Source organism: Paenibacillus sp. BT-177 (assembly GCF_025846815.2).
Taxonomy (GTDB): domain Bacteria; phylum Bacillota; class Bacilli; order Paenibacillales; family Paenibacillaceae; genus Paenibacillus; species Paenibacillus polymyxa_C.
In genome coordinates this window covers 469,227-487,892 of the sequence record NZ_JAOYTP010000002.1, presented here as the reverse complement: position 1 = coordinate 487,892, position 18,666 = coordinate 469,227, and the positions used below count along the sequence as shown (strand labels likewise).

Here is an 18,666-nt window from a genome sequence, read left to right as displayed (position 1 = left end):
TTATCAATAAGGAGTGAGGTGATGAGACGTGTCTTCTTCCCGCTCGAACAAGGCCAAAGTGCTGAGCGCGTCAGTGGATGTATATACGGTCGCTCATGGGCTTGAACGACGACAAGGATGGAGCATATATCCGTTCGTGAAGCGAAGTATGGACATTATACTGTCTTTTATTGGAATCATCGTACTGTGCCCGGTATTTCTGCTCGTCATTTTGTTGATCAAGCTGGAGGACCCCAAAGGAAGTGCATTATTTTATCAAATCCGTATTGGTAAACATGAGCGACCGTTTCGCATGATCAAATTTCGTTCCATGGTGTCTGATGCCGAGGCCAGATTGTCTGCATTGCTGGTGGAAAATGAAATTGAGGGTGCGATGTTCAAAATGCGGGACGATCCCAGAATTACCCGTGTGGGCCGCTTTCTTCGCAGAACGAGCATCGACGAACTACCGCAACTCTTCAATGTACTGCGTGGGCATATGAGCCTTGTAGGACCCAGACCCCCATTGCCAAGAGAAGTTCATGATTACACCATGAGGGATAAGCTGCGTCTGACGGTCACACCGGGCTGCACCGGACTATGGCAGATCAGCGGTCGTAATCATCTAAGCTTTGACCAGATGGTAGAACTGGATTTGGAGTACATATCTAGACGCAGCTTCCGCACGGATATGATTATCATGCTGAAAACATTCCGTGTGCTGCTGGGCTCCAAGGATGCATATTAAAGTCATTTTAACAAAGAGGGGTAGGAGAGAAGGATGGAGCTTCATTCCAACATTTATGTAGCAGGGCACAATGGACTGGTAGGTTCCGCTATTGTCCGCGCGCTTCAGAAAGCGGGATATCGTCATATTATTACTCGCACAAGCCGTGAACTGGATCTGCGCAATAATGAGGCCGTAGATCATTTTTTTGATACAGAGCCCGTGGATTATGTATTTCTGGCAGCAGCCAAGGTGGGCGGGATTTTGGCCAATAACGAATATCCGGCTGATTTTATCCGTGACAATCTGCTTATACAAACCAATGTGATTGATGCGGCATACCGGGCGAATGTAAGCAAGCTGTTATTCCTCGGCTCTACCTGTATTTATCCCAAATTTGCTCCGCAGCCATTGCGCGAGGAATATCTGCTTACAGGTGAGCTGGAGCCTACCAACGAGGCCTATGCGATTGCTAAAATTGCTGGAATTAAAATGTGTCAGTCCTACAACCGTCAGTACGGAACCCGTTATATTTCCGTGATGCCAACGAATCTATATGGTCCGGGCGACAATTTTGATCTCCAAACCTCTCATGTGCTACCTGCGCTGATCCGCAAGTTTCATGAGGCTAAGCTGAATCAATCTCCGACTGTAGAAGTATGGGGCTCCGGTACGCCTCGGCGAGAATTTCTTCATTCGGATGATTTGGCTGATGCCTGTCTATTCCTGATGAATAACTATGAGGGAAATGAGATTGTAAATATTGGTGTGGGTGAGGATATTTCCATCCGTGAGCTAGCTGAACGAGTCAAAAATGTAGTCGGCTATGAGGGCGAAATTACTTTTAATACTTCCGTTCCTGACGGAACGCCGCGCAAGTTGGTAGATGTATCTCGGATTTCCGGGCTGGGCTGGTCGGCGCGTATTTCACTAGAAGAAGGATTAAGGTCTGTATACCAGGCATTTCAAGGTCTGGATCTGGTTGAACAATAAATAACGGTGGGGGAATTGGAATGAAAAAAGCGCTGATCACTGGGATTACCGGACAAGACGGGTCTTATCTGGCTGAGTTGCTGCTGTCCAAGGATTATGAGGTGTACGGGGTGCGCAGACGAACCAGCACACCGAACTTTGAAAATGTAGCGCATATCCAGAATGACATTCACTGGCTTTCTGGTGATATGACCGATCTGGCTTCGCTGATCGAAGCCGTCCGTCAGTCCGACCCGGATGAGGTCTACAACTTGGCTGCTCAATCCTTTGTAGCGGCCTCATGGCCGCAGCCCTTGGCTACAGGGCAAATTACAGCATTATCTGTCACCAATATGCTGGAGGCGGTTCGAATTGCCAAGCCGGAGGCGCGCTTTTATCAGGCTTCAAGCAGCGAGATGTTCGGTAAGGTACTGGAGACGCCGCAGACAGAAATGACCCCGTTTTACCCACGTAGTCCTTATGGTGTCGCCAAGGTGTACGGCCATTGGATTACAGTCAACTACCGCGAAAGCTTTGATATGTTTGCTTGCTCCGGTATTTTGTTCAATCACGAATCGCCCCGCCGAGGGTTGGAGTTTGTAACACGCAAAGTGTCGGATGCAGTAGCTCGTATCAAGCTGGGATTGCAGCAGGAGCTGCGTATGGGGAATTTGGATTCCCTGCGAGACTGGGGTTTTGCAGGGGATTATGTAAAGGCGATGTGGCTGATGCTTCAGCAGGATCGACCAGATGATTACGTGATTTCCACGGGAGAAATGCATTCTGTGCGTGAACTGCTGCAAATTGCTTTTTCTCATGTAGGTTTAAATTACGAGGATTACGTCGTGATTGATCCGCAATTTGTTCGACCGGCAGAGGTAGATCTATTGCTTGGCGATTGTGCCAAGGCGAAGGTAAAGCTGGGCTGGCGATTGGAAGTCGGCTTCGAGCAGCTTGTTCGTATGATGGTGGATGCAGATTTGGAGCGTGTAAAAAGGCAGGCTGCAGTCGAAGCTTCTGTCGTCGTGTAAGAGGTGGAGAGGCCACCCGCCTGGCCGGGGGGTCTCTTCGTTGTACATGATTTCAGCTGTATGACAGCTCAACAGATCATAAAGCAATGCTTAAGGTCATTTTTCAAGATGGAGTAGAACATATGACATTAGTCAAGAAACGTGCCAAACCGCGCAGAAGTTTGCTGGTGAATACATCCTGGCTGTTCGGTGACAAAATGATTCGCATGGTATTCGGGCTGGCGGTTAGCATCATCATGGCGAGAGTGTTGGGACCAGAGGAACTGGGAAAATGGAATTATGCGGAATCCTTTTTCGGGATGTTCCTGATTTTCACGACCCTTGGCTTTGATTCTATATTAGTACGCGATCTTGTCAAACACCCTAAGGATGAGCACGAGCTATTGGGTACGACGGTTCTGCTGAAGTTGTTAGGTACTTTGGTAGCCATTGTACTGTCCTATTCCTTTATTTCACTGCTCAGACCGGAAGACAGTTCAGTACGGTTAATTAATCTGATTCTGGCTACGGCCTCGGTATTTCAGTTGTTTGATATTATCGACTACTGGTTTCGTGCACAGATGTTGTCCAAATATACGGTTGTTGCCAAGAACACCGCCTTTGTCCTCGGTTCCACCGTCAAAATCATATTATTGTTGTCCGGTATTCCAATATGGGCAGTGGCGTTGTGTGCTCATGGAGAGTTTCTGCTGGGAAGCCTGCTGCTGCTGTATTTCTTCCATAAGGAAGGACGGCGTGTGAACAAGTGGACGTTCCGCTTCACAACTGCTCGGCGAATCATGAATCACAGCTGGCCGCTTATTTTGTCCTCCTCCGCTGTATATGTACAGGCACGGATTGATCAGGTCATTATCGGTGAATTGTTGGGAAACGAAGCAGTCGGGCAATACTCCGTTGCACTCCGACTCATCGAGGTGCTGGGCTTTATCCCGGTCGTGCTAACGACAGCCTATGCCCCGGTGGTGACGCGTTCCAAGCAGAAAGGAAGCGACGAATACAGACGGACGTTGTCTAACGTGTATCGGCTGATGTTTATATGCTTTCTTGTGACATCAGTCCCCTTATTTTTTCTATCCCAATGGGTAGTAGTTGTGCTGTATGGGAGAGAGTTTGCTGAAGCAGGTTCGCTGTTGTCATTGTTTGCGATTCGTCTATTTTTCACCAACTTTAGTGTCGCCAAAAGCTTGTTTATCACCAATGAAAATTTGTTCAAATACACGTTGCTGACCTCGGTAATAGGTGCGGTTACGAATATCGCCTTCAATTACGCGCTGATCCCATGGCTTGGGGTTCGAGGGTCCTTAGTGGCGACGATATTGTCCTTTACGATATCTGTATTTCTAATGGATTTGTTGTTTAAGGAAGTCAAAGCCAATTTGGGTTGGATGATGAAGTCAATCCTGACCTTCTGGCATGTTCATATTACAGTACCGAAAGTTGGAGAGAACAATCATGATACCGATTAAACCATTTGTTCGGCATGAGGAACAGTGCCCGCATTGTGGAGACACGTTACGTGGGGGAGAGGTACTGTGGCAGGGAATCCATGTATGTGTCAGTACTAAGTGTGAGGGTTGCGGACGTGAATATCTTGAGGATATGAGGGTCGGTCATGCGACGTATTCACCTTATCGTGTAGAAATGCCTGACTATATCCTGACCGGTGATGCGAAGTCAAGAAAATGGCTCGGAGAGCCTTTGCGGCAATCCTTGATGAATCCTTCCTATGATTTAGCAGTCGGTATGACCGTGCATAAAAAGAAAGCTTCTTCGCGTGTGATCATTGTCAACACCATAGATTATTTGTATGGTCATGCGTTGCTTAAGCTGCTGAATGTTCAGCGCGAATACGAGCAATCACCGGAAATGGGGATCATCGTTATTGTGCAAAAGTCGCTGGAGTGGATGGTGCCGGCATATGTGTCTGAAATTTGGACGGTCGATGTGCCGTTCAGCAAGGCACGAAACTTTTATCCTCTGCTACATCATCGGATGATTGAGGAATTAATACGTTTTGATGAGGTATACGTCAGCCCGGCATATTCACATCCCAGCCAGTTTGAAATTGAGCAATTTACAGGGGTCTCCCGTTATGACGAGGAAGTTGAGTCGGATCCACGCATCACCTTTGTATGGAGGGAAGACCGCTTGTGGAGCGGTAGCCATCATATTGCCAGAGCGGTGCAAAAATTCCCACAGCTCAAACGTGGCCTGAAACCGCTAATTTATCACCAACGCAGCAAAATCATTGGACTGTTCCGCAGACTGAGAGAAAGCTTCCCTGATCATCGTTTTACAGTTGCGGGACTTGGACGCACGGGAAGCTTCCCGGCATGGATTTCTGACGAGCGCGTCTCACGCTTCGATCGGGATAGTGAAATGCGGGTATGCGAGGTGTACGCAGCCAGCCGATTAGTCATTGGCATTCACGGCTCCAATATGCTGCTGCCTTCTGCACATGCAGGTATGACGATTGATTTGATGCCTAAGGACCGATGGGGCAATTATGCCCAGGACATTTTATTTCACGAAACGGATCATCGGCTTACAGCCTACAAATATCGCTTTGTACCGATGGAATCGAGCGTGACTTTGGTAGCGGATATGGCAGCGGCCCAGCTTAAAGGGGCAGACCATTTTAATATGCAGATGATGGAGGAAAGACAGCGGCAGGGGGAACATTCAAGTTGGCGGGGGAAGGCCGCTACGGGACGGGTTTGATCTTCCGATCGCTGACGCTTCTTCAGATTCAAATCCTTACCCTCCGCTACGTTTCACCGCCGCCAAAAAGAATTTCTCCCTGCCTATAAGGTGGGGGAGGTAAGAGCCGCCTGGCGATAGCTGCGCCCTATCGCCGCGAACTTCACACCGAGCATGCAACCGGTGTAATTAATGCTCTGCATAGTTCTCTCTCAAGGCGAAAGAGCTTGATGAATAGTACTTACGGCAAGCAACAATCAAGCCTAGATAAGGCATCTTGGTCAGCCCAGCAGTAGTATAGCCATGCTTGCTTGTGAGCGTGCCATAACGTGCCAAGCTTACAAGTTGTTTGACGAAACAACGCCCTGTATGTATTCGCACGCGTATATCGCGCAGCGATGGCACTTTATGCCCAGCATCCCCTTTTTTAAGATGGGTGACTTTATGGAACGGCGGTCAGCAGCGGGAGAGGTCCATTTGAATCTGAAGAAGCGCTAGCGTTCGCCTTTGCAGTGGGATTCCTACCTCTGAATGTTTTATATATCCAGGAATCCCACTGCAACAGCGATCGGAAGATCAAATGGAGTGCGCAGCGGGCTCTAAACCTCGCGTGCCTTAACTCATCCAATATGAAATGGCAGGAGTACTGATGATGATTCCAAAAATATTGTATCTTCGCAACTTTGCCAGCAAGGTGAATGGAGCCTCATACAATTTGCAGGAAGTCGGCTTGGGTAAAGCGCTCGTCCGTAAAGGCTACGATTGCGATATTGTTTACTACAATGATCGTAAGGAGACCCATCTGGAACAGGTCTACCGCCACGCAGGCTGCACCTTGCGCATAATCTGGCTGCACGGGTTCAAGTTCTTAAGCAACAGCATCTACAGAGATGTTCTCAAAGATTCTTTTCTGGCAGCTTATGATCTGGTCATTACTACAGAATACAACCAGATCATGACCTACCTGCTTTCCCGTAAATGTCCCGATAAGCTGGCGCTGTATCACGGTCCATACCGGGATAATACGCATGCGCTGATCCGCAAACTGTACGATGTTATGCTGCTGCCTAAGGTGACAAAGTCTCTACGCCGAACCTATGTCAAATCCGATCTTGCCAAGCGCTATCTGGAGAATAAAGGCTTTGACAACGTGATAACGATTGGGGTCGGACTGGATCGCAGCAATGTAGAGAGAGGGTTCAACAGTGACGACCAAAGCGGAGAGCGCGAGGAAAACCGTGAGGTTGCGAATGAGCTGCGTCGGATCGGAGATCGCCCGGTGCTGCTGTATGTCGGTGTGCTGGAGGAACGGAGAAATATACGTTTTATGCTGAGTACGTTCAAAAGAGTACTCCAAAAGCATCCTGGCTGCCTTTTGTTAATGGTTGGGAATGGACGGAAGATAGATACGGATCGTTATTGGGCTTATGCTCAGCAACTGGGGTTGACGGATAGAATTATACATTTTTCAAGAGTGGAGCAACGTCATCTGTGGCAGATTTACGGAGCAGCGGATGTGATGCTGTTTCCGACCCAATACGATATTTTTGGCATGGTACTGCTGGAAAGCATGTTGTTCCGCGTCCCGATTATTTCTTCGGTGAACGGTGGCTCGGTTACCTTGATTGAGGACGGAGTAAGCGGAGTGATGCTGAGAAGCTTTTCGGAAGAGGAATGGGCTGGCCGTATAGGCACGTTGCTGGAGGATGCTGAGCTTAGACAAAGCCTAGCCGAGAAAGCATTTCTTACGATCGAGCGTATGTCGTGGGATCGGATTGCAGATGAAATCGTAAGCCAGCAACGGATCAAACCCATGAGCTCCAATCACGCTAGGCAATCAACACAGGAAAGTGGGGCGGCCACGTGAGTCAACAGGTTAGCAGACGAATGATCCCGCCTGTAAGCAAAGTACTGATCATCCATAACTTTTATCAGCAAAGTGGGGGAGAAGACAAGGTTGTCGAGCAGGAATCGGCTATGCTGCGTTCCAGAGGAATAGAGACGGAGCATTACTATGTGCATAACGACAGCATTCAAAGCAAAGGATTGGCCAACATGGCAAAGCTGGCGGTAGAGGCAACCTGGTCCTTCCCAGAATTCAAAAGGATCAAAGAGCTGCTTTTGCGAGTGAAACCGGATGTGGTACATGTGCACAATTTTTTCCCGGTCATATCCCCTTCGGTCTATCATGCCTGTGAACGGCTGGGGATTCCGGTTGTCCAGACCCTGCATAATTACAGGCTGATCTGTCCGGCGGCAACCTTTATGCGAGGGAATGAAGTTTGTGAAAAATGCCTGCACGGCACGCTGTTGCACTCCATCCGTCATGGATGTTACCGAGGCTCGCAGCTGCAGACGATTCCGGTGGCGGCGATGATTAAGTTCAACGAGCTGATCGGCACATGGCAGCACAAGGTAAGTCGCTATATTGCGCTGACGGAGTTTGCACGGGACAAATTTGCCGAAAGCGGCATTCCGCTGGACCGCATCGCAGTAAAACCGAATTTTGTCCATCATCAAACGGTGAAAGCCAAGTATGATCCCAATGATCGTTATTTGTTGTTCGTGGGGCGGCTTTCAGCTGAAAAAGGGGTTCGCAATCTACTGCAAGCCTGGTCACAGCTGGAAGATCGGGGCGGATTGAGACTGGTCATCATTGGAGATGGTCCAGAAAAGGCTGAACTGGCGGCTGCTCATCAGCAGGAAGATATTCGGTTTCTCGGCAAGCAAGATGGAGACACGGTGCTGGACTGCATGAGCCGGGCCATGTATGTGATGGTGCCTTCTATTTGGTATGAAGGTTTTCCGATGACGATTGTAGAGTCCTATTCCGTGGGAACGCCGGTATTGTGCAGCCGAATCGGCGCATTGGAGGAAGTTGTGGAGGACGGGGTGACGGGTTTCCATTTTCAACATGATGATTTGGAAAATATAAAGACCGTGATTCGCCGTGCAGTAGCCTATGAGAACTATGCAGCTATGAGACAGAAGGTGGCGCAAAACTATGCTGCACACTATACGGAAGAAGTGAATGTGAAGCAACTGCTAGCGATATATAGCGAGGCCATGGAGGAATGTGATTATGAAGCAGCTGCCCCAGTGTAGAGTCGGAAGGATTGCGAGCACAGATGTTGCAGCGCTGACGTTTCAGGAGACGGTACATACGCTGGAACAATGGGCAGTCGGACGAAAGGACAGCTATGTATGTATTTGCAACACTCATTCCATTGTCACGGCCGGGGATCTTCCCGAATTCCACGAAGCGCTCACTCAGGCTGATTTGTGTACTCCAGACGGTATGCCACTGGTTTGGGCACTCAAGCTGTACGGATTCGAGCGTCAGGATCGAGTAGATGGCCCCAGTTTGATGCTCAAGTTGTGTGAACGTGCGCCACAGACGGAGGTGAGCGTATATTTTTACGGCAGTACGCCGGATACGCTGGATAGCTTAAAAGACAGGATAGGACAGGATTACCCTGGAATTCGTATCGCGGGCAGCTTTTCACCGCCATTTCGTGAACTTCAGCCAGATGAGGAGAAGCGGATCATTGAGGAAATCAATGCCTCAGGTGCGCATATCATATTCGTCAGTCTGGGCTGCCCCAAGCAGGAAGTCTGGATGCATCGCAACAAAGATCGTATCCGAGGCGTGATGATTGGAGTAGGGGCTGCCTTTGACTATATTACAGGCAAGGTTCGTAGGCCACCGCTAATGATACAAAGATTGGGACTGGAATGGCTGTACCGTCTGATCTGTGAGCCAAAGCGTTTGTGGAAGAGGTATGCCTATAACAATCCAATGTATATCTATCGTTTTCTCAAATCCTATCGACTTAATAAAAGGCTCACGCTCTATCATAATCGGCATACAGGGAGAGGCATAGAGAAGTAAAGCGGGGCAAAAGTACAGTGAAATAAGACAGCATGTAAAAAGGGGGAATTGCTTTGAAGCTATGTGTAATAGGTGCCGGGTATGTCGGACTGGTGTCAGGGGTCTGTTTTGCCGCGCTTGGCAATACCGTCGTCTGTATCGATCAGAATGAAGATAAAATTCGGCAGTTGCGTGCAGGAGGGGTACCGATTTATGAACCAGGCTTAAAGGCTCTAATTAAAGATAATGTGGAGCAGGGACGGTTGAGCTTTACAACAGATACCGCAGCTTCGGTGCAGGCAGCTGATATTGTTATTTTGGCGGTAGGTACGCCTTCATTGCCGAGTGGTGAAGCCAACTTGTCCTATATTGAAGAAGCAGCGTGCGAGGTGGCAGATGCCATGAATGGCTACAAGATCATTGTTACCAAAAGCACGGTTCCTGTCGGAACGAACGAGCGTATTCAAAATTGGATTGCTAGTCGCACGAACTATCCTTTTGGTGTTGCTTCGGTTCCTGAATTTTTACGAGAAGGCTCGGCGGTCATGGATACCCTACAGCCAGATCGAATCGTCATTGGAGCTTCCGATCCGCATGTATCCGCAGTACTAACTACTCTGCATGAGCCGCTGACCACGAATATCTTAACCACGGATATCCATTCGGCCGAGATGATCAAGTACGCGTCGAATGCTTTTTTGGCGACCAAAATTTCGTTTATTAATGAGATTGCAAATATTTGTGAAAAGGTGGGTGCAGACGTTACACGCGTGGCACACGGTATGGGGCTGGATCAGCGGATCGGTTCCTCCTTTTTGTCTGCTGGCATCGGTTATGGTGGTTCGTGTTTTCCCAAGGATACGCAGGCTTTAATTCAAATTGCAGGCAATGTGGATTATGAATTTAAGCTGCTGAAATCCGTGGTGGAGGTGAATCAGGGACAACGTTTTAACGTGATTCGCAAGCTGAAAGAGGCACTGGGTGAGCTGGAAGGGGCTACGATTGGCATATGGGGGCTGGCATTTAAACCGAACACAGATGATGTAAGAGATGCCCCGGCACTGGATATTATGCAGTCGCTGTTGGAGGCAGGGGCGCATATTCGTGCATATGACCCGATTGCTACTGCTAACTTCCGCCGATTGCTGGACAGCCCGGAAATAAAGTGGGCCGATAGCGCGCGGGAAGCAGCAGAAGGATGCGATGCATTGTGTCTTTTGACGGAATGGGAGGAGTTTGGTGAGGTCGGACTGGGTGAACTGAATGAGCTGATGAAGTATCCCATTATGATTGACGGGCGCAATGTGTATAGGGAAGAACAAATTAGACAATCTGCCTTTGCATACTATTCTGTTGGCAGACCACAGATGAACAATCTGGATATAGATCGTCATCAGTCTGTAGTGAATCCGTAAAGGGAGGCTGACTATGAAACGATGGCTGAAGATGACATTGGGGACTGTGGCGTTATTGATTGTAGGAGGTGCTGCCTATACCGTCTATGTGTATCATTCCTTTAAAACAGCGGCTGATGCGATGTATCATCCGCGCAGCATCGTGCAGCCCGGAGTGGTCTCTACCCTTGCGACAGGCGGAGCAGGGCGCTCCGCAGGAACAAACACTGGAACAAGTACACCCAATCCGGCAGCCATCTCTCAGTTTAAGCCGTTCACCGTGCTGGTGCTGGGTGTAGATCGGCGACCGCACGATCCAGGACGATCCGATACGATGATCGTTCTATCTATGAATCCCGCCAAGGGTTCGATGTTAATGTTCAACATTCCGCGTGATACACGAACAGAGTTGATCGGTAGAGGGCGTGAGGACAAAATCAATCACGCGTTTGCTTTTGGGGGCGTGGATATGTCGATCCGTACGGTAGAGCATTTTTTGAACCATCCTATAGATTACTATGTACAAATGAATATGGAAGGGTTTGCGAAAATGGTGGATCTTGTGGGGGGAGTGGAGGTCTACAATCCACTTGATTTTCAGTATGAGGGGCATCATTTTGCGCAGGGGAATTTGAACTTGAACGGAGTAGAAGCATTGGCCTATGCCCGTATGCGATTTGATGATCCGCGTGGGGATCTCGGGAGAAATGCTCGCCAGCGAGAGCTGCTCAAGCAAATTCTTGCCCAGTCCATCAGCAAGGAAGGGCTGTTGCGAGTAAAACCGATACTGGAGGCAGCGGGGGAGCAGATTCGCACAGACATTACCTTTAATGATATGACGACCTTTCTGACCCGGATCGGTCCGTCCCTTAAGCAGATGGATACCGTTGAGGTGAAGGGACATGGGAGCAAAATCAACGGCGTGTATTATTACATCGTAGATGAGCAGGAACGCCAACGTATCCATGGAGTGCTGGAGAAACATTTGGTCACCACTTCTGCATCGCCTTAGACATCCCTTATGCAGGCAAATGTCCTATAGGGAGGACCTGCTATTCTCTTCTAAACTCACCTTGTCCTACATACATCTGTAGAGTATTTGGTATAGTCCAACAGAGGGAGGGACATATGTGCTGCTTAGAAGGAGAGCGGCTTCGGCGTTCGTCCGTAAGCTACTGTATTTTGCAATCCTATGTGGATTGCTATGGCTGCTGTGGATGGGTCTGCGTGGGGTAATGTCTACGGGGGAAGGGGATCAAGCCGTAGAAGCGCTGAACGAGTTCTACACGATGGAGCAATCGGGGAATTTTGGCGGCTCCTGGGAGCTTTTTCATTCCCAAATGAAGAAGAAATTCGAGAAGTCCACGTATGTACAGCAGCGTGCGCACGTTTTTATGCAGGATATGGGGACGGATACGTTTACGTTTGAACTGGGGGAGCCGCAGGCTGAATATGACATTCGTACCGATCCGAATGGGGAAGATTTAGGGAAGGTTTACCGTATTACGGTCACTCAGCATTACAAGACCCGATTCGGTAATTTTGATATCGTACAGCCTTGTTATGTGACGCAGGAAGATGAGGAGTGGAGGGTGCTTTGGATATACAAGGAAAAGGAACAGACGTGATATGGTGTTCCCAAAGGTGTTTCTGAAAGGATAAATATGGTACAATACTTCCAAAACCGGAAATGTACAGTAAAATGGATGACAGCTTCACTCCGGATGGAAGGAGTTTCATAGCATGCAGCAAGCGACAGGGCAGGTTCCCGTCATACGTATGGAGGGTGTGAGTAAAATCATTTCCTCAAAAGCGATCGTGGACAATCTGACACTGGAGGTTCCGGCCGGACAGGTATTTGGTTTTCTCGGACCCAACGGTGCGGGAAAAACGACCACCATTCGTATGATGGTTGGCCTGATTTCGATCAGCAAGGGTGATATTCATATTTGCGGAGACAGCATCAATACCGATTTTGAAAAGGCTGTTTCCCATGTCGGTGCGATTGTTGAGAACCCGGAGATGTACAAGTTTCTGACAGGCTATCAAAATTTGCAGCATTTTGCGCGCATGTCTCCAGGGGTGACCCAAGAGCGTATAGATGAAGCGATTCGTCTGGTGGGACTTGGAAACCGAATTCACGATAAAGTCAAAACCTACTCGCTCGGGATGCGACAGCGACTCGGAGTAGCTCAGGCGATTTTGCATCGTCCGAAGCTGCTCGTGCTGGATGAGCCGACCAATGGCTTGGACCCGCAGGGTATTCGTGAACTGCGGGATTATTTGCGTCAATTAACCCGTACGGAAGGAATTACGGTGTTTGTATCGAGTCATTTGTTGTCCGAAATGGAGCTGATGTGCGACCGCGTGGCCATTATTCAAAGCGGGCGGTTGGTAGATATCAAGCAGTTGAAGAATACAGAGGGAGAAGTGCAGACGGCGGAAATTGCTTTTGAAGTCAATGATGCCGAGCAAGCTTATACGCTTGCTGGAGCAGGGCGCGTCGAAGGCAATCAACTACTGCTTCACCTGGAGCGGGAACAGATTGCAGAGATGAACAGTCTGCTGGCTGCAAATGGAGTCAAGGTGTATGCCATTCGCCCGGTTGCCCGTACGTTGGAAGATCAATTTTTGGAAGTGACGGGAGGCGGGTCCATTGGCTGATTTCTTCAAGCTGGTACATAATGAAAATCTCAAAATCTACTTGCGTGTGCGCACATGGATCATGCTGGGGCTGCTGGCGGTCATCACCGCTGTGATTCCGATGCTGATTTCTCTAGTTTCTGATCAGGTTAGTGTGTGGGATGGCATCGCATTGACAACGTTGTTTACATTTTTCCTCAATACGACGTTTACAGTCATTGTAGCTGCTGATTCGGTGGCTGGCGAATTTACATGGGGAACGATTAAGTTGCTGCTCATCCGTCCTTGGACTCGCAGCAAAATTCTGTTGTCCAAGTATATATCGGTGATTTTGTTCAGCTTGCTTGGAACAATCGTTTTGGTCTTGATGGTTACGCTGTCCTCCTGGCTGATGTTATCGAAGGACGCACCAGCGGGCTCTGTTCCGCTGTTCAGTGATCCGATATCTTACGTAACGCTGAACTTTTTGTATAGCTATATCGCCCTATTCGTGACCATGGCTTTTGCATTTATGTTATCTGCGGTGTTTCGTTCGAGCGCCTTGGCGATTGGTTTGTCTTTGTTTATGATGTTCACCAAAACAGTGTATAACTCGATTGGTTTGTTCAGCACAGATCGTTTTGAATGGACCAAATACGTACTCTTTACGCATATGGATCTGAAAAAATATCTAGATATGCCGCCGGGTACAGTAACTTCCGATCTAACCTTTTCGCTCACCGTGCTGGCTGCTTATTATGTGGTTTTTATCGCAATTGCCTGGGTGGTTTTCGTAAAACGCGATGTTTCAACCTAAACACGTATCTCTTAGAATGTGTGATTTAATCATACGAGGATTTTGGCAAAATGCTAAGATCACAAAAAGGAAGTCCAATGCCTAGCCATTTGGACTTCCTTTTTTGCTATATATTCTGTAAGTGGGGGTATATTGTAATCTATTTTCAGCAAGAATCAATCAATAGGGTCGGTTTGCGTTTAAAGAAGTAGAGAGAAACAGAACAGGGGGCGCATGATATGCTGCAAAATAATCGTTTTTTTCGTCTGACTTCAGGAATCGTCATGCTATTGCTCATTATTTACTTGGGCACCAAAGTAAGCTTTATATTCAGTCCTCTCGTATCCTTGGTCAGCTTACTGGTTGTACCGCTGATGCTATCTTTTTTCCTCTATTATTTATTGAGACCGATCGTAGATGTCATGGAACGTAGAAAAATCAAACGATCAATTTCCATATTACTGATTTATTTGGTCATTGGCATGTTACTGTTCCTCTTCTCATGGGGAGTATGGCCTACGCTCCGTGATCAGGTGACCAATTTATTTGAGAATGCGCCGAAGCTCATTAAAAGTCTGGTTGATCAATTAAGCCAATGGCGGCATAATCAATCCTTGAGACAAGTGCTGCCTCCGGGTGAAGACCCGCTGTCACAACTGTCAGATACGTTAAACGAAGCTTTTTCAACGCTGTCAGATTATTCGGTAAAGCTGGTATCGTTCGTATCCTACTTTTTTATCGTATTGGCTACCTTTCCCATATTGCTCTACTACATGCTGAAGGAAGGAAGCAAGTTTGGTCCTAAAATGCTTAACTTCTTTCCTAAAAAATATCATAAGGACGCGCTGGAAGTGATGGAGGATATTGATAGTGCACTCAGCAGCTTTATCGTCAGTCGAGTGCTGATCAATGTCGCGTTGGGCTTGATGATGTTCCTTGGATTTTTGATTATTGGTTTGCCTTATGCTTTGCTACTTGCCGTTATTTCGATTTTCCTTAATTTTATACCCTATGTGGGGGCAGTAGCTGCTTCTATACCTGTGGTTATCATTGGATTTCTCGAATCGCCTTCTATGGCGCTCTGGTCGCTGGTGGTGGTGATCGTTGCACAGCAAATTCAGGATAATTGGCTGTCACCGATTGTCTTTGGCAAGCAACTGGACATTCATCCGTTGACTGTCGTCATTTTATTGCTAGTTGGTGGCGATCTACTTGGGATCTTGGGTATCATTTTGGTTATTCCATTGTATATGTGTGGCAAAATCGTCATACGCAAGGTATACCATTTATTTTTGGAACGCAGAGTGGAGGATATTATGGAGTAAATGGAGGCTTTGCTGGAAATATAAGGAGTGTAAGCCGCTCTATCCCGCTTCGGGTTGTAGGGAGGCTTGGCTGTCCTCATTGTCTTGGCTGAAACTGGATTGATTTTCATCATCTGATTTCTCTATAGCAGCTGGCGACTCTGCCTCCATAGTTTGGTTCATTTGACTCGTGCCGTTCAGTATGCCGCCTTCTGAAATGACCAATGTGGGGGTCGCCGTATTTCCATACAGTTCGCCTGTCGGTGTAATGGTCAGCCGTCCTTCCGCGGTGATGCTGCCGAATACCTTGCCGGCAAGAATGACGTCCCGTGCAATGATGTCCGAACGTACAACTGCTGATTCCCCAATGACGACAGTACGAGTGCTGTAGATATCGCCCTGGAAATGACCGTCAATGCGAATGTTGGCCTCTGCCTCAATCGTACCTTCAAAGCTGGTGCCGTTCGCGAGCAGTGTATCCGTCGCCGGGGTGGAGAGCTTTTTTTTGGATTCCTTGAACATGAACGTTTTCCTCCAATCCTTTATGGTAAGTATTTTGCAAAATCCTTATTGTACATACAGCAATGGATCGACAGGTTGGTTATGCTTGACGATCTGAAAATGAAGATGAGGTCCCGTGCTTCTCCCTGTACTTCCCAGCAGGCCAATGGTCTGTCCTTTGTGAACACGGTCCCCGGGAGCTACCTGCATCCCGCTTAGGTGCATATACCAGCTTTGGAGTCCGTCAGGATGCTGAATGATGATGCACTTGCCACGGGCTCCGCTGGAAGCGGCCTCCAGCACAGTGCCTGCCCCTGCCGCATAGACAGGATCACCGGATTGACCGGCAATGTCCACGCCGGAGTGAAAAGCGGATCTACCTGTAAATGGGTCGCTGCGATAGCCGAAACTGGAGGTCATGCGCCGCGAACCAACAGGCCAAATGGAGGGCCTCCCTTGTTCAGCAAGTGCCAGTCTGCGGGTCTGGAGCAGCTGTGCGGCTTGTTGGCGCTCCAGATTCTGCTGGACAGCATTTGCCTGTTGAATAGAGTGCGGAACCGTACGCTCCACAGTGTCTAGCAGAGCTTCGATTTCCTGAAAATCATCCATGACCTGGCGGGCTAGAAGAGCTGTATTTTCATGCACTGCGATCAATTCGCCCCCAGTATGGCCGGAAGCATCCCAGGAGAGCGGGGTTATGGTTGATTTATTACTGCTTGCGCTGGAGGAATTTCCGTGTTTACGAATGAATTGCTGCATTTGTTGTTCCAGCTCAGTTACACGCTGGAGACGTTCGCGAATACTGGTGGCTTGATTCGTCAGCTCCATGACTTCCTGCCGCAGTCGCCCAATGGCTGCGTCTTTGTCTGCTACCGTGACCTCCATCTGCAAACTCTGGACAGCAAGATTGGTTTCCATTTGGGAAATAATATGGGAAGAACGGATTTGCAGCCCGATCACGAGCGTAGAGATTGATGCGATCACAAGGGTCGGGACGAGAATGACAGCGGCTGCGGAGCATTGTAGCTGCTTGGGCGGTTGCTGTGCATCCCGAATGACAAGCAGGGTCATCCGGCGATTTAGGCTTCCTTTTTTCATAATCGCTCCTTTCCGGACATCGCTCCTATAGTGCTTGGTTACTATCTATTCAGCTTAAGAGGCAAACATGTCAAAAAAATTGGAGCTTTGTATAAAACGTAGATATATAAGGGGGCTTAGACATGCTGTGGTTGCTGTTGGTTTTAATTATTTTTATTTTTCAGACCGGGACGATTCTGCTCTTTGAATTTCGCAAGCCGTCCAAAGCGGTAGCCTGGCTCTTTATTTTGTTTTGCTTCCCGCTTATTGGTTTTGTGGTGTACTATTTTGTTGCTCAGGATTACCAGAAGCGTAAAGTGGTTCGTAAAGCAGGATCGCAGCTATTTCGTGAATTCCGTGAACATCTGTGGGCACAAACCAAGGTGATTGAAAATGTAGAGCAAATGCACAATCCCCATTTCAAGCATCAGGAGCGTCTGTTTAACCAGTTAATTCGTATGTCGGAAAACCCGTTGACTGGCTGCAACCGTACACGTGTGCTGACGAACGGGGAAGAGACTTTCGACGCCATGCTGAAAGCGATGGAACAGGCACAACATCATATCCATGTGGAGTTTTACATATTTCGGGCAGACAAAATCGGGAAAAAATTTCAGGAGGTCATGATTCGTAAGGCACGCGAGGGAGTTAAGGTACGATTCATTGTGGACGGCGTAGGGAGCTACCATTTACCCTATTCATTTATTCGCACCTGTAATGAGGCTGGGGTCGAATTTCATTATTTTCTACCGCCGTTTTTCGCCACGCTGGACCGCCGGATTAACTATCGCAATCACCGGAAAATCGTGGTGGTGGATGGCACGATCGGATTTGTGGGGGGAATCAATGTAGGCGACGATTATCTCGGAAAGTACCCCAAAGTGGGGTTTTGGAGGGATACGCATTTGCAGATTGAAGGAGATGGTGTCTATTTTCTGCAAAATGTGTTTCTTAGCGATTGGAAGCTGGCTTCGGGAGAGAGGCTGATGGACGTGAATTTATTTCCTCCACATACCTGCACAGGGGATGAGGAAGTACAGATTTTGAGCAGTGGTCCCGATCAGGTATGGGACACGATTCAGGAATTGTGCTTTGGAGCGCTCACGGTTGCCAAAAAGCGGATTTGGATAACGACGCCGTATTTTATTCCCGATCCGGGGATTTATGAGGCGCTGAAGCTGGCGGCCGTCAGTGGCATAGATGTGAAAATTATTATTCCCTACCAATCAGATTCAAAACTGGTTCACTTGGCGTCACTGTCCTATGTACAAGAATTGCTGGAGGCAGGAGTGGAGTTCTACCAATATCGAAAAGGATTTATTCACGCCAAAGTGGTGATTGTGGACGATTTGCTCGGCTCGGTTGGGACCGCCAATATGGACATGCGAAGCTTTTTTTATAATTTTGAGTTGACCGCTGTACTTTTTGCGACTTCGGCGTTGGAACGGCTTTCGGCAGATTTTGTAGAGGACATTTCCAACTCTTCAAAAATAGATTTGAACGTGTTCCGCAGACGTCCTCGATCTCAGAAAATAGCTGAAATTCTAACTCGCATGCTCTCTCCCCTCCTTTAGAGGCGGTTTTCGACGTTTTTATCAATATAATCCCGCTTTATTGTGATTTATGTGCTCTTTGCTAACTTTTTTGCGCAAAATCACAGTTTTATGATATACTAATCATATAACTAAGCCG

At 48.1% G+C, this 18,666-nt stretch carries 18 protein-coding genes; 15 read left to right on the top strand and 3 right to left on the bottom strand.

Annotation, left to right across the window (positions count from 1 at the left end; translation table 11 throughout):
* Window positions 1-28 precede the first annotated feature (28 nt).
* The 5 genes from OIU26_RS08580 to OIU26_RS08560 all read left to right on the top strand — a co-directional run bounded on the left by OIU26_RS08580 (window position 29) and on the right by OIU26_RS08560 (window position 5,430).
* Window positions 29-727 carry a sugar transferase gene (locus OIU26_RS08580; RefSeq protein ID WP_436449035.1) on the top strand — a complete coding sequence of 233 codons (699 nt, stop codon included), beginning with the start codon at window positions 29-31 and terminating at the stop codon, window positions 725-727.
* A 33-nt stretch (window positions 728-760) separates the two neighbouring features.
* Window positions 761-1,699, top strand: a complete 939-nt coding sequence (gene fcl / locus OIU26_RS08575) for a GDP-L-fucose synthase (protein WP_264216546.1) — start codon at window positions 761-763, stop codon at window positions 1,697-1,699.
* Window positions 1,700-1,719: 20 nt separating this feature from the next.
* Window positions 1,720-2,709 carry a GDP-mannose 4,6-dehydratase gene (gene gmd / locus OIU26_RS08570; protein WP_264216545.1) on the top strand — a complete coding sequence of 330 codons (990 nt, stop codon included), beginning with the start codon at window positions 1,720-1,722 and terminating at the stop codon, window positions 2,707-2,709.
* A 122-nt stretch (window positions 2,710-2,831) separates the two neighbouring features.
* Entirely contained in the window at window positions 2,832-4,175 is a 1,344-nt protein-coding gene (locus OIU26_RS08565) for a flippase (RefSeq protein ID WP_264216544.1), read from the top strand.
* Window positions 4,162-5,430 (top strand): hypothetical protein, encoded by a 1,269-nt coding sequence (locus tag OIU26_RS08560; RefSeq protein ID WP_090736356.1) that lies wholly within the window; start codon window positions 4,162-4,164, stop codon window positions 5,428-5,430. The genes OIU26_RS08565 and OIU26_RS08560 overlap by 14 nt, the downstream gene beginning before the upstream one ends.
* Before the next feature lie 168 nt (window positions 5,431-5,598).
* On the opposite strand, the gene OIU26_RS08555 is transcribed toward OIU26_RS08560, so the two are convergent.
* Entirely contained in the window at window positions 5,599-5,814 is a 216-nt protein-coding gene (locus tag OIU26_RS08555) for a hypothetical protein (protein ID WP_264216543.1), read from the bottom strand.
* A gap of 247 nt (window positions 5,815-6,061) precedes the next feature.
* On the opposite strand from OIU26_RS08555, the gene OIU26_RS08550 reads away from it, so the two are divergent.
* From OIU26_RS08550 to OIU26_RS08510, 9 genes are all read left to right on the top strand, one after another.
* On the top strand, window positions 6,062-7,276 hold the full coding sequence (locus OIU26_RS08550) for a glycosyltransferase family 4 protein (protein ID WP_264216777.1): 1,215 nt from the start codon (window positions 6,062-6,064) through the stop codon (window positions 7,274-7,276).
* Window positions 7,273-8,514, top strand: a complete 1,242-nt coding sequence (locus OIU26_RS08545) for a glycosyltransferase family 4 protein (RefSeq protein ID WP_264216542.1) — start codon at window positions 7,273-7,275, stop codon at window positions 8,512-8,514. Before OIU26_RS08550 ends, OIU26_RS08545 begins: the two co-directional genes overlap by 4 nt.
* Window positions 8,492-9,301: a WecB/TagA/CpsF family glycosyltransferase gene (locus OIU26_RS08540; RefSeq protein ID WP_264216541.1), complete on the top strand. Its 810-nt coding sequence runs from the start codon at window positions 8,492-8,494 to the stop codon at window positions 9,299-9,301. The genes OIU26_RS08545 and OIU26_RS08540 overlap by 23 nt, the downstream gene beginning before the upstream one ends.
* Window positions 9,302-9,354: 53 nt before the next feature.
* On the top strand, window positions 9,355-10,695 hold the full coding sequence (locus tag OIU26_RS08535; RefSeq protein ID WP_013369842.1) for a UDP-glucose dehydrogenase family protein: 1,341 nt from the start codon (window positions 9,355-9,357) through the stop codon (window positions 10,693-10,695).
* A 13-nt stretch (window positions 10,696-10,708) separates the two neighbouring features.
* Window positions 10,709-11,686, top strand: a complete 978-nt coding sequence (locus OIU26_RS08530; RefSeq protein WP_165080466.1) for an LCP family glycopolymer transferase — start codon at window positions 10,709-10,711, stop codon at window positions 11,684-11,686.
* A 118-nt stretch (window positions 11,687-11,804) separates the two neighbouring features.
* Window positions 11,805-12,302, top strand: coding sequence for a hypothetical protein (locus OIU26_RS08525; protein WP_013369844.1), 498 nt, complete (start codon window positions 11,805-11,807; stop codon window positions 12,300-12,302).
* Between the two features lie 115 nt (window positions 12,303-12,417).
* Window positions 12,418-13,338, top strand: a complete 921-nt coding sequence (locus tag OIU26_RS08520) for an ABC transporter ATP-binding protein (protein WP_031463077.1) — start codon at window positions 12,418-12,420, stop codon at window positions 13,336-13,338.
* Window positions 13,331-14,113 carry an ABC transporter permease gene (locus tag OIU26_RS08515; protein ID WP_165080468.1) on the top strand — a complete coding sequence of 261 codons (783 nt, stop codon included), beginning with the start codon at window positions 13,331-13,333 and terminating at the stop codon, window positions 14,111-14,113. Before OIU26_RS08520 ends, OIU26_RS08515 begins: the two co-directional genes overlap by 8 nt.
* A 218-nt stretch (window positions 14,114-14,331) precedes the next feature.
* Window positions 14,332-15,417, top strand: coding sequence for an AI-2E family transporter (locus OIU26_RS08510; RefSeq protein ID WP_165080470.1), 1,086 nt, complete (start codon window positions 14,332-14,334; stop codon window positions 15,415-15,417).
* Window positions 15,418-15,456: 39 nt separating this feature from the next.
* On the opposite strand, the gene OIU26_RS08505 is transcribed toward OIU26_RS08510, so the two are convergent.
* Complete coding sequence (locus OIU26_RS08505) at window positions 15,457-15,918, bottom strand: bactofilin family protein (protein ID WP_137078044.1); 462 nt, start codon at window positions 15,916-15,918, stop codon at window positions 15,457-15,459.
* 45 nt (window positions 15,919-15,963) lie between these two features.
* Window positions 15,964-16,995: a M23 family metallopeptidase gene (locus OIU26_RS08500; RefSeq protein WP_264216540.1), complete on the bottom strand. Its 1,032-nt coding sequence runs from the start codon at window positions 16,993-16,995 to the stop codon at window positions 15,964-15,966.
* A gap of 122 nt (window positions 16,996-17,117) precedes the next feature.
* On the opposite strand from OIU26_RS08500, the gene cls reads away from it, so the two are divergent.
* Complete coding sequence (cls, locus tag OIU26_RS08495; RefSeq protein ID WP_264216539.1) at window positions 17,118-18,548, top strand: cardiolipin synthase; 1,431 nt, start codon at window positions 17,118-17,120, stop codon at window positions 18,546-18,548.
* The last annotated feature ends 118 nt before the right edge of the window (window positions 18,549-18,666 follow it).

Coding starts and splice junctions, on each gene's coding strand:
- OIU26_RS08505 (WP_137078044.1), bottom strand. CDS start 15,918: ATGTTCAAGGAATCCAAAAAAAAGCTCTCCACCCCGGCGACGGATACA.
- gmd (WP_264216545.1), top strand. CDS start 1,720: ATGAAAAAAGCGCTGATCACTGGGATTACCGGACAAGACGGGTCTTAT.
- OIU26_RS08540 (WP_264216541.1), top strand. CDS start 8,492: ATGAAGCAGCTGCCCCAGTGTAGAGTCGGAAGGATTGCGAGCACAGAT.
- OIU26_RS08550 (WP_264216777.1), top strand. CDS start 6,062: ATGATTCCAAAAATATTGTATCTTCGCAACTTTGCCAGCAAGGTGAAT.
- OIU26_RS08520 (WP_031463077.1), top strand. CDS start 12,418: ATGCAGCAAGCGACAGGGCAGGTTCCCGTCATACGTATGGAGGGTGTG.
- OIU26_RS08500 (WP_264216540.1), bottom strand. CDS start 16,995: ATGAAAAAAGGAAGCCTAAATCGCCGGATGACCCTGCTTGTCATTCGG.
- OIU26_RS08530 (WP_165080466.1), top strand. CDS start 10,709: ATGAAACGATGGCTGAAGATGACATTGGGGACTGTGGCGTTATTGATT.
- OIU26_RS08510 (WP_165080470.1), top strand. CDS start 14,332: ATGCTGCAAAATAATCGTTTTTTTCGTCTGACTTCAGGAATCGTCATG.
- fcl (WP_264216546.1), top strand. CDS start 761: ATGGAGCTTCATTCCAACATTTATGTAGCAGGGCACAATGGACTGGTA.
- cls (WP_264216539.1), top strand. CDS start 17,118: ATGCTGTGGTTGCTGTTGGTTTTAATTATTTTTATTTTTCAGACCGGG.
- OIU26_RS08560 (WP_090736356.1), top strand. CDS start 4,162: ATGATACCGATTAAACCATTTGTTCGGCATGAGGAACAGTGCCCGCAT.
- OIU26_RS08565 (WP_264216544.1), top strand. CDS start 2,832: ATGACATTAGTCAAGAAACGTGCCAAACCGCGCAGAAGTTTGCTGGTG.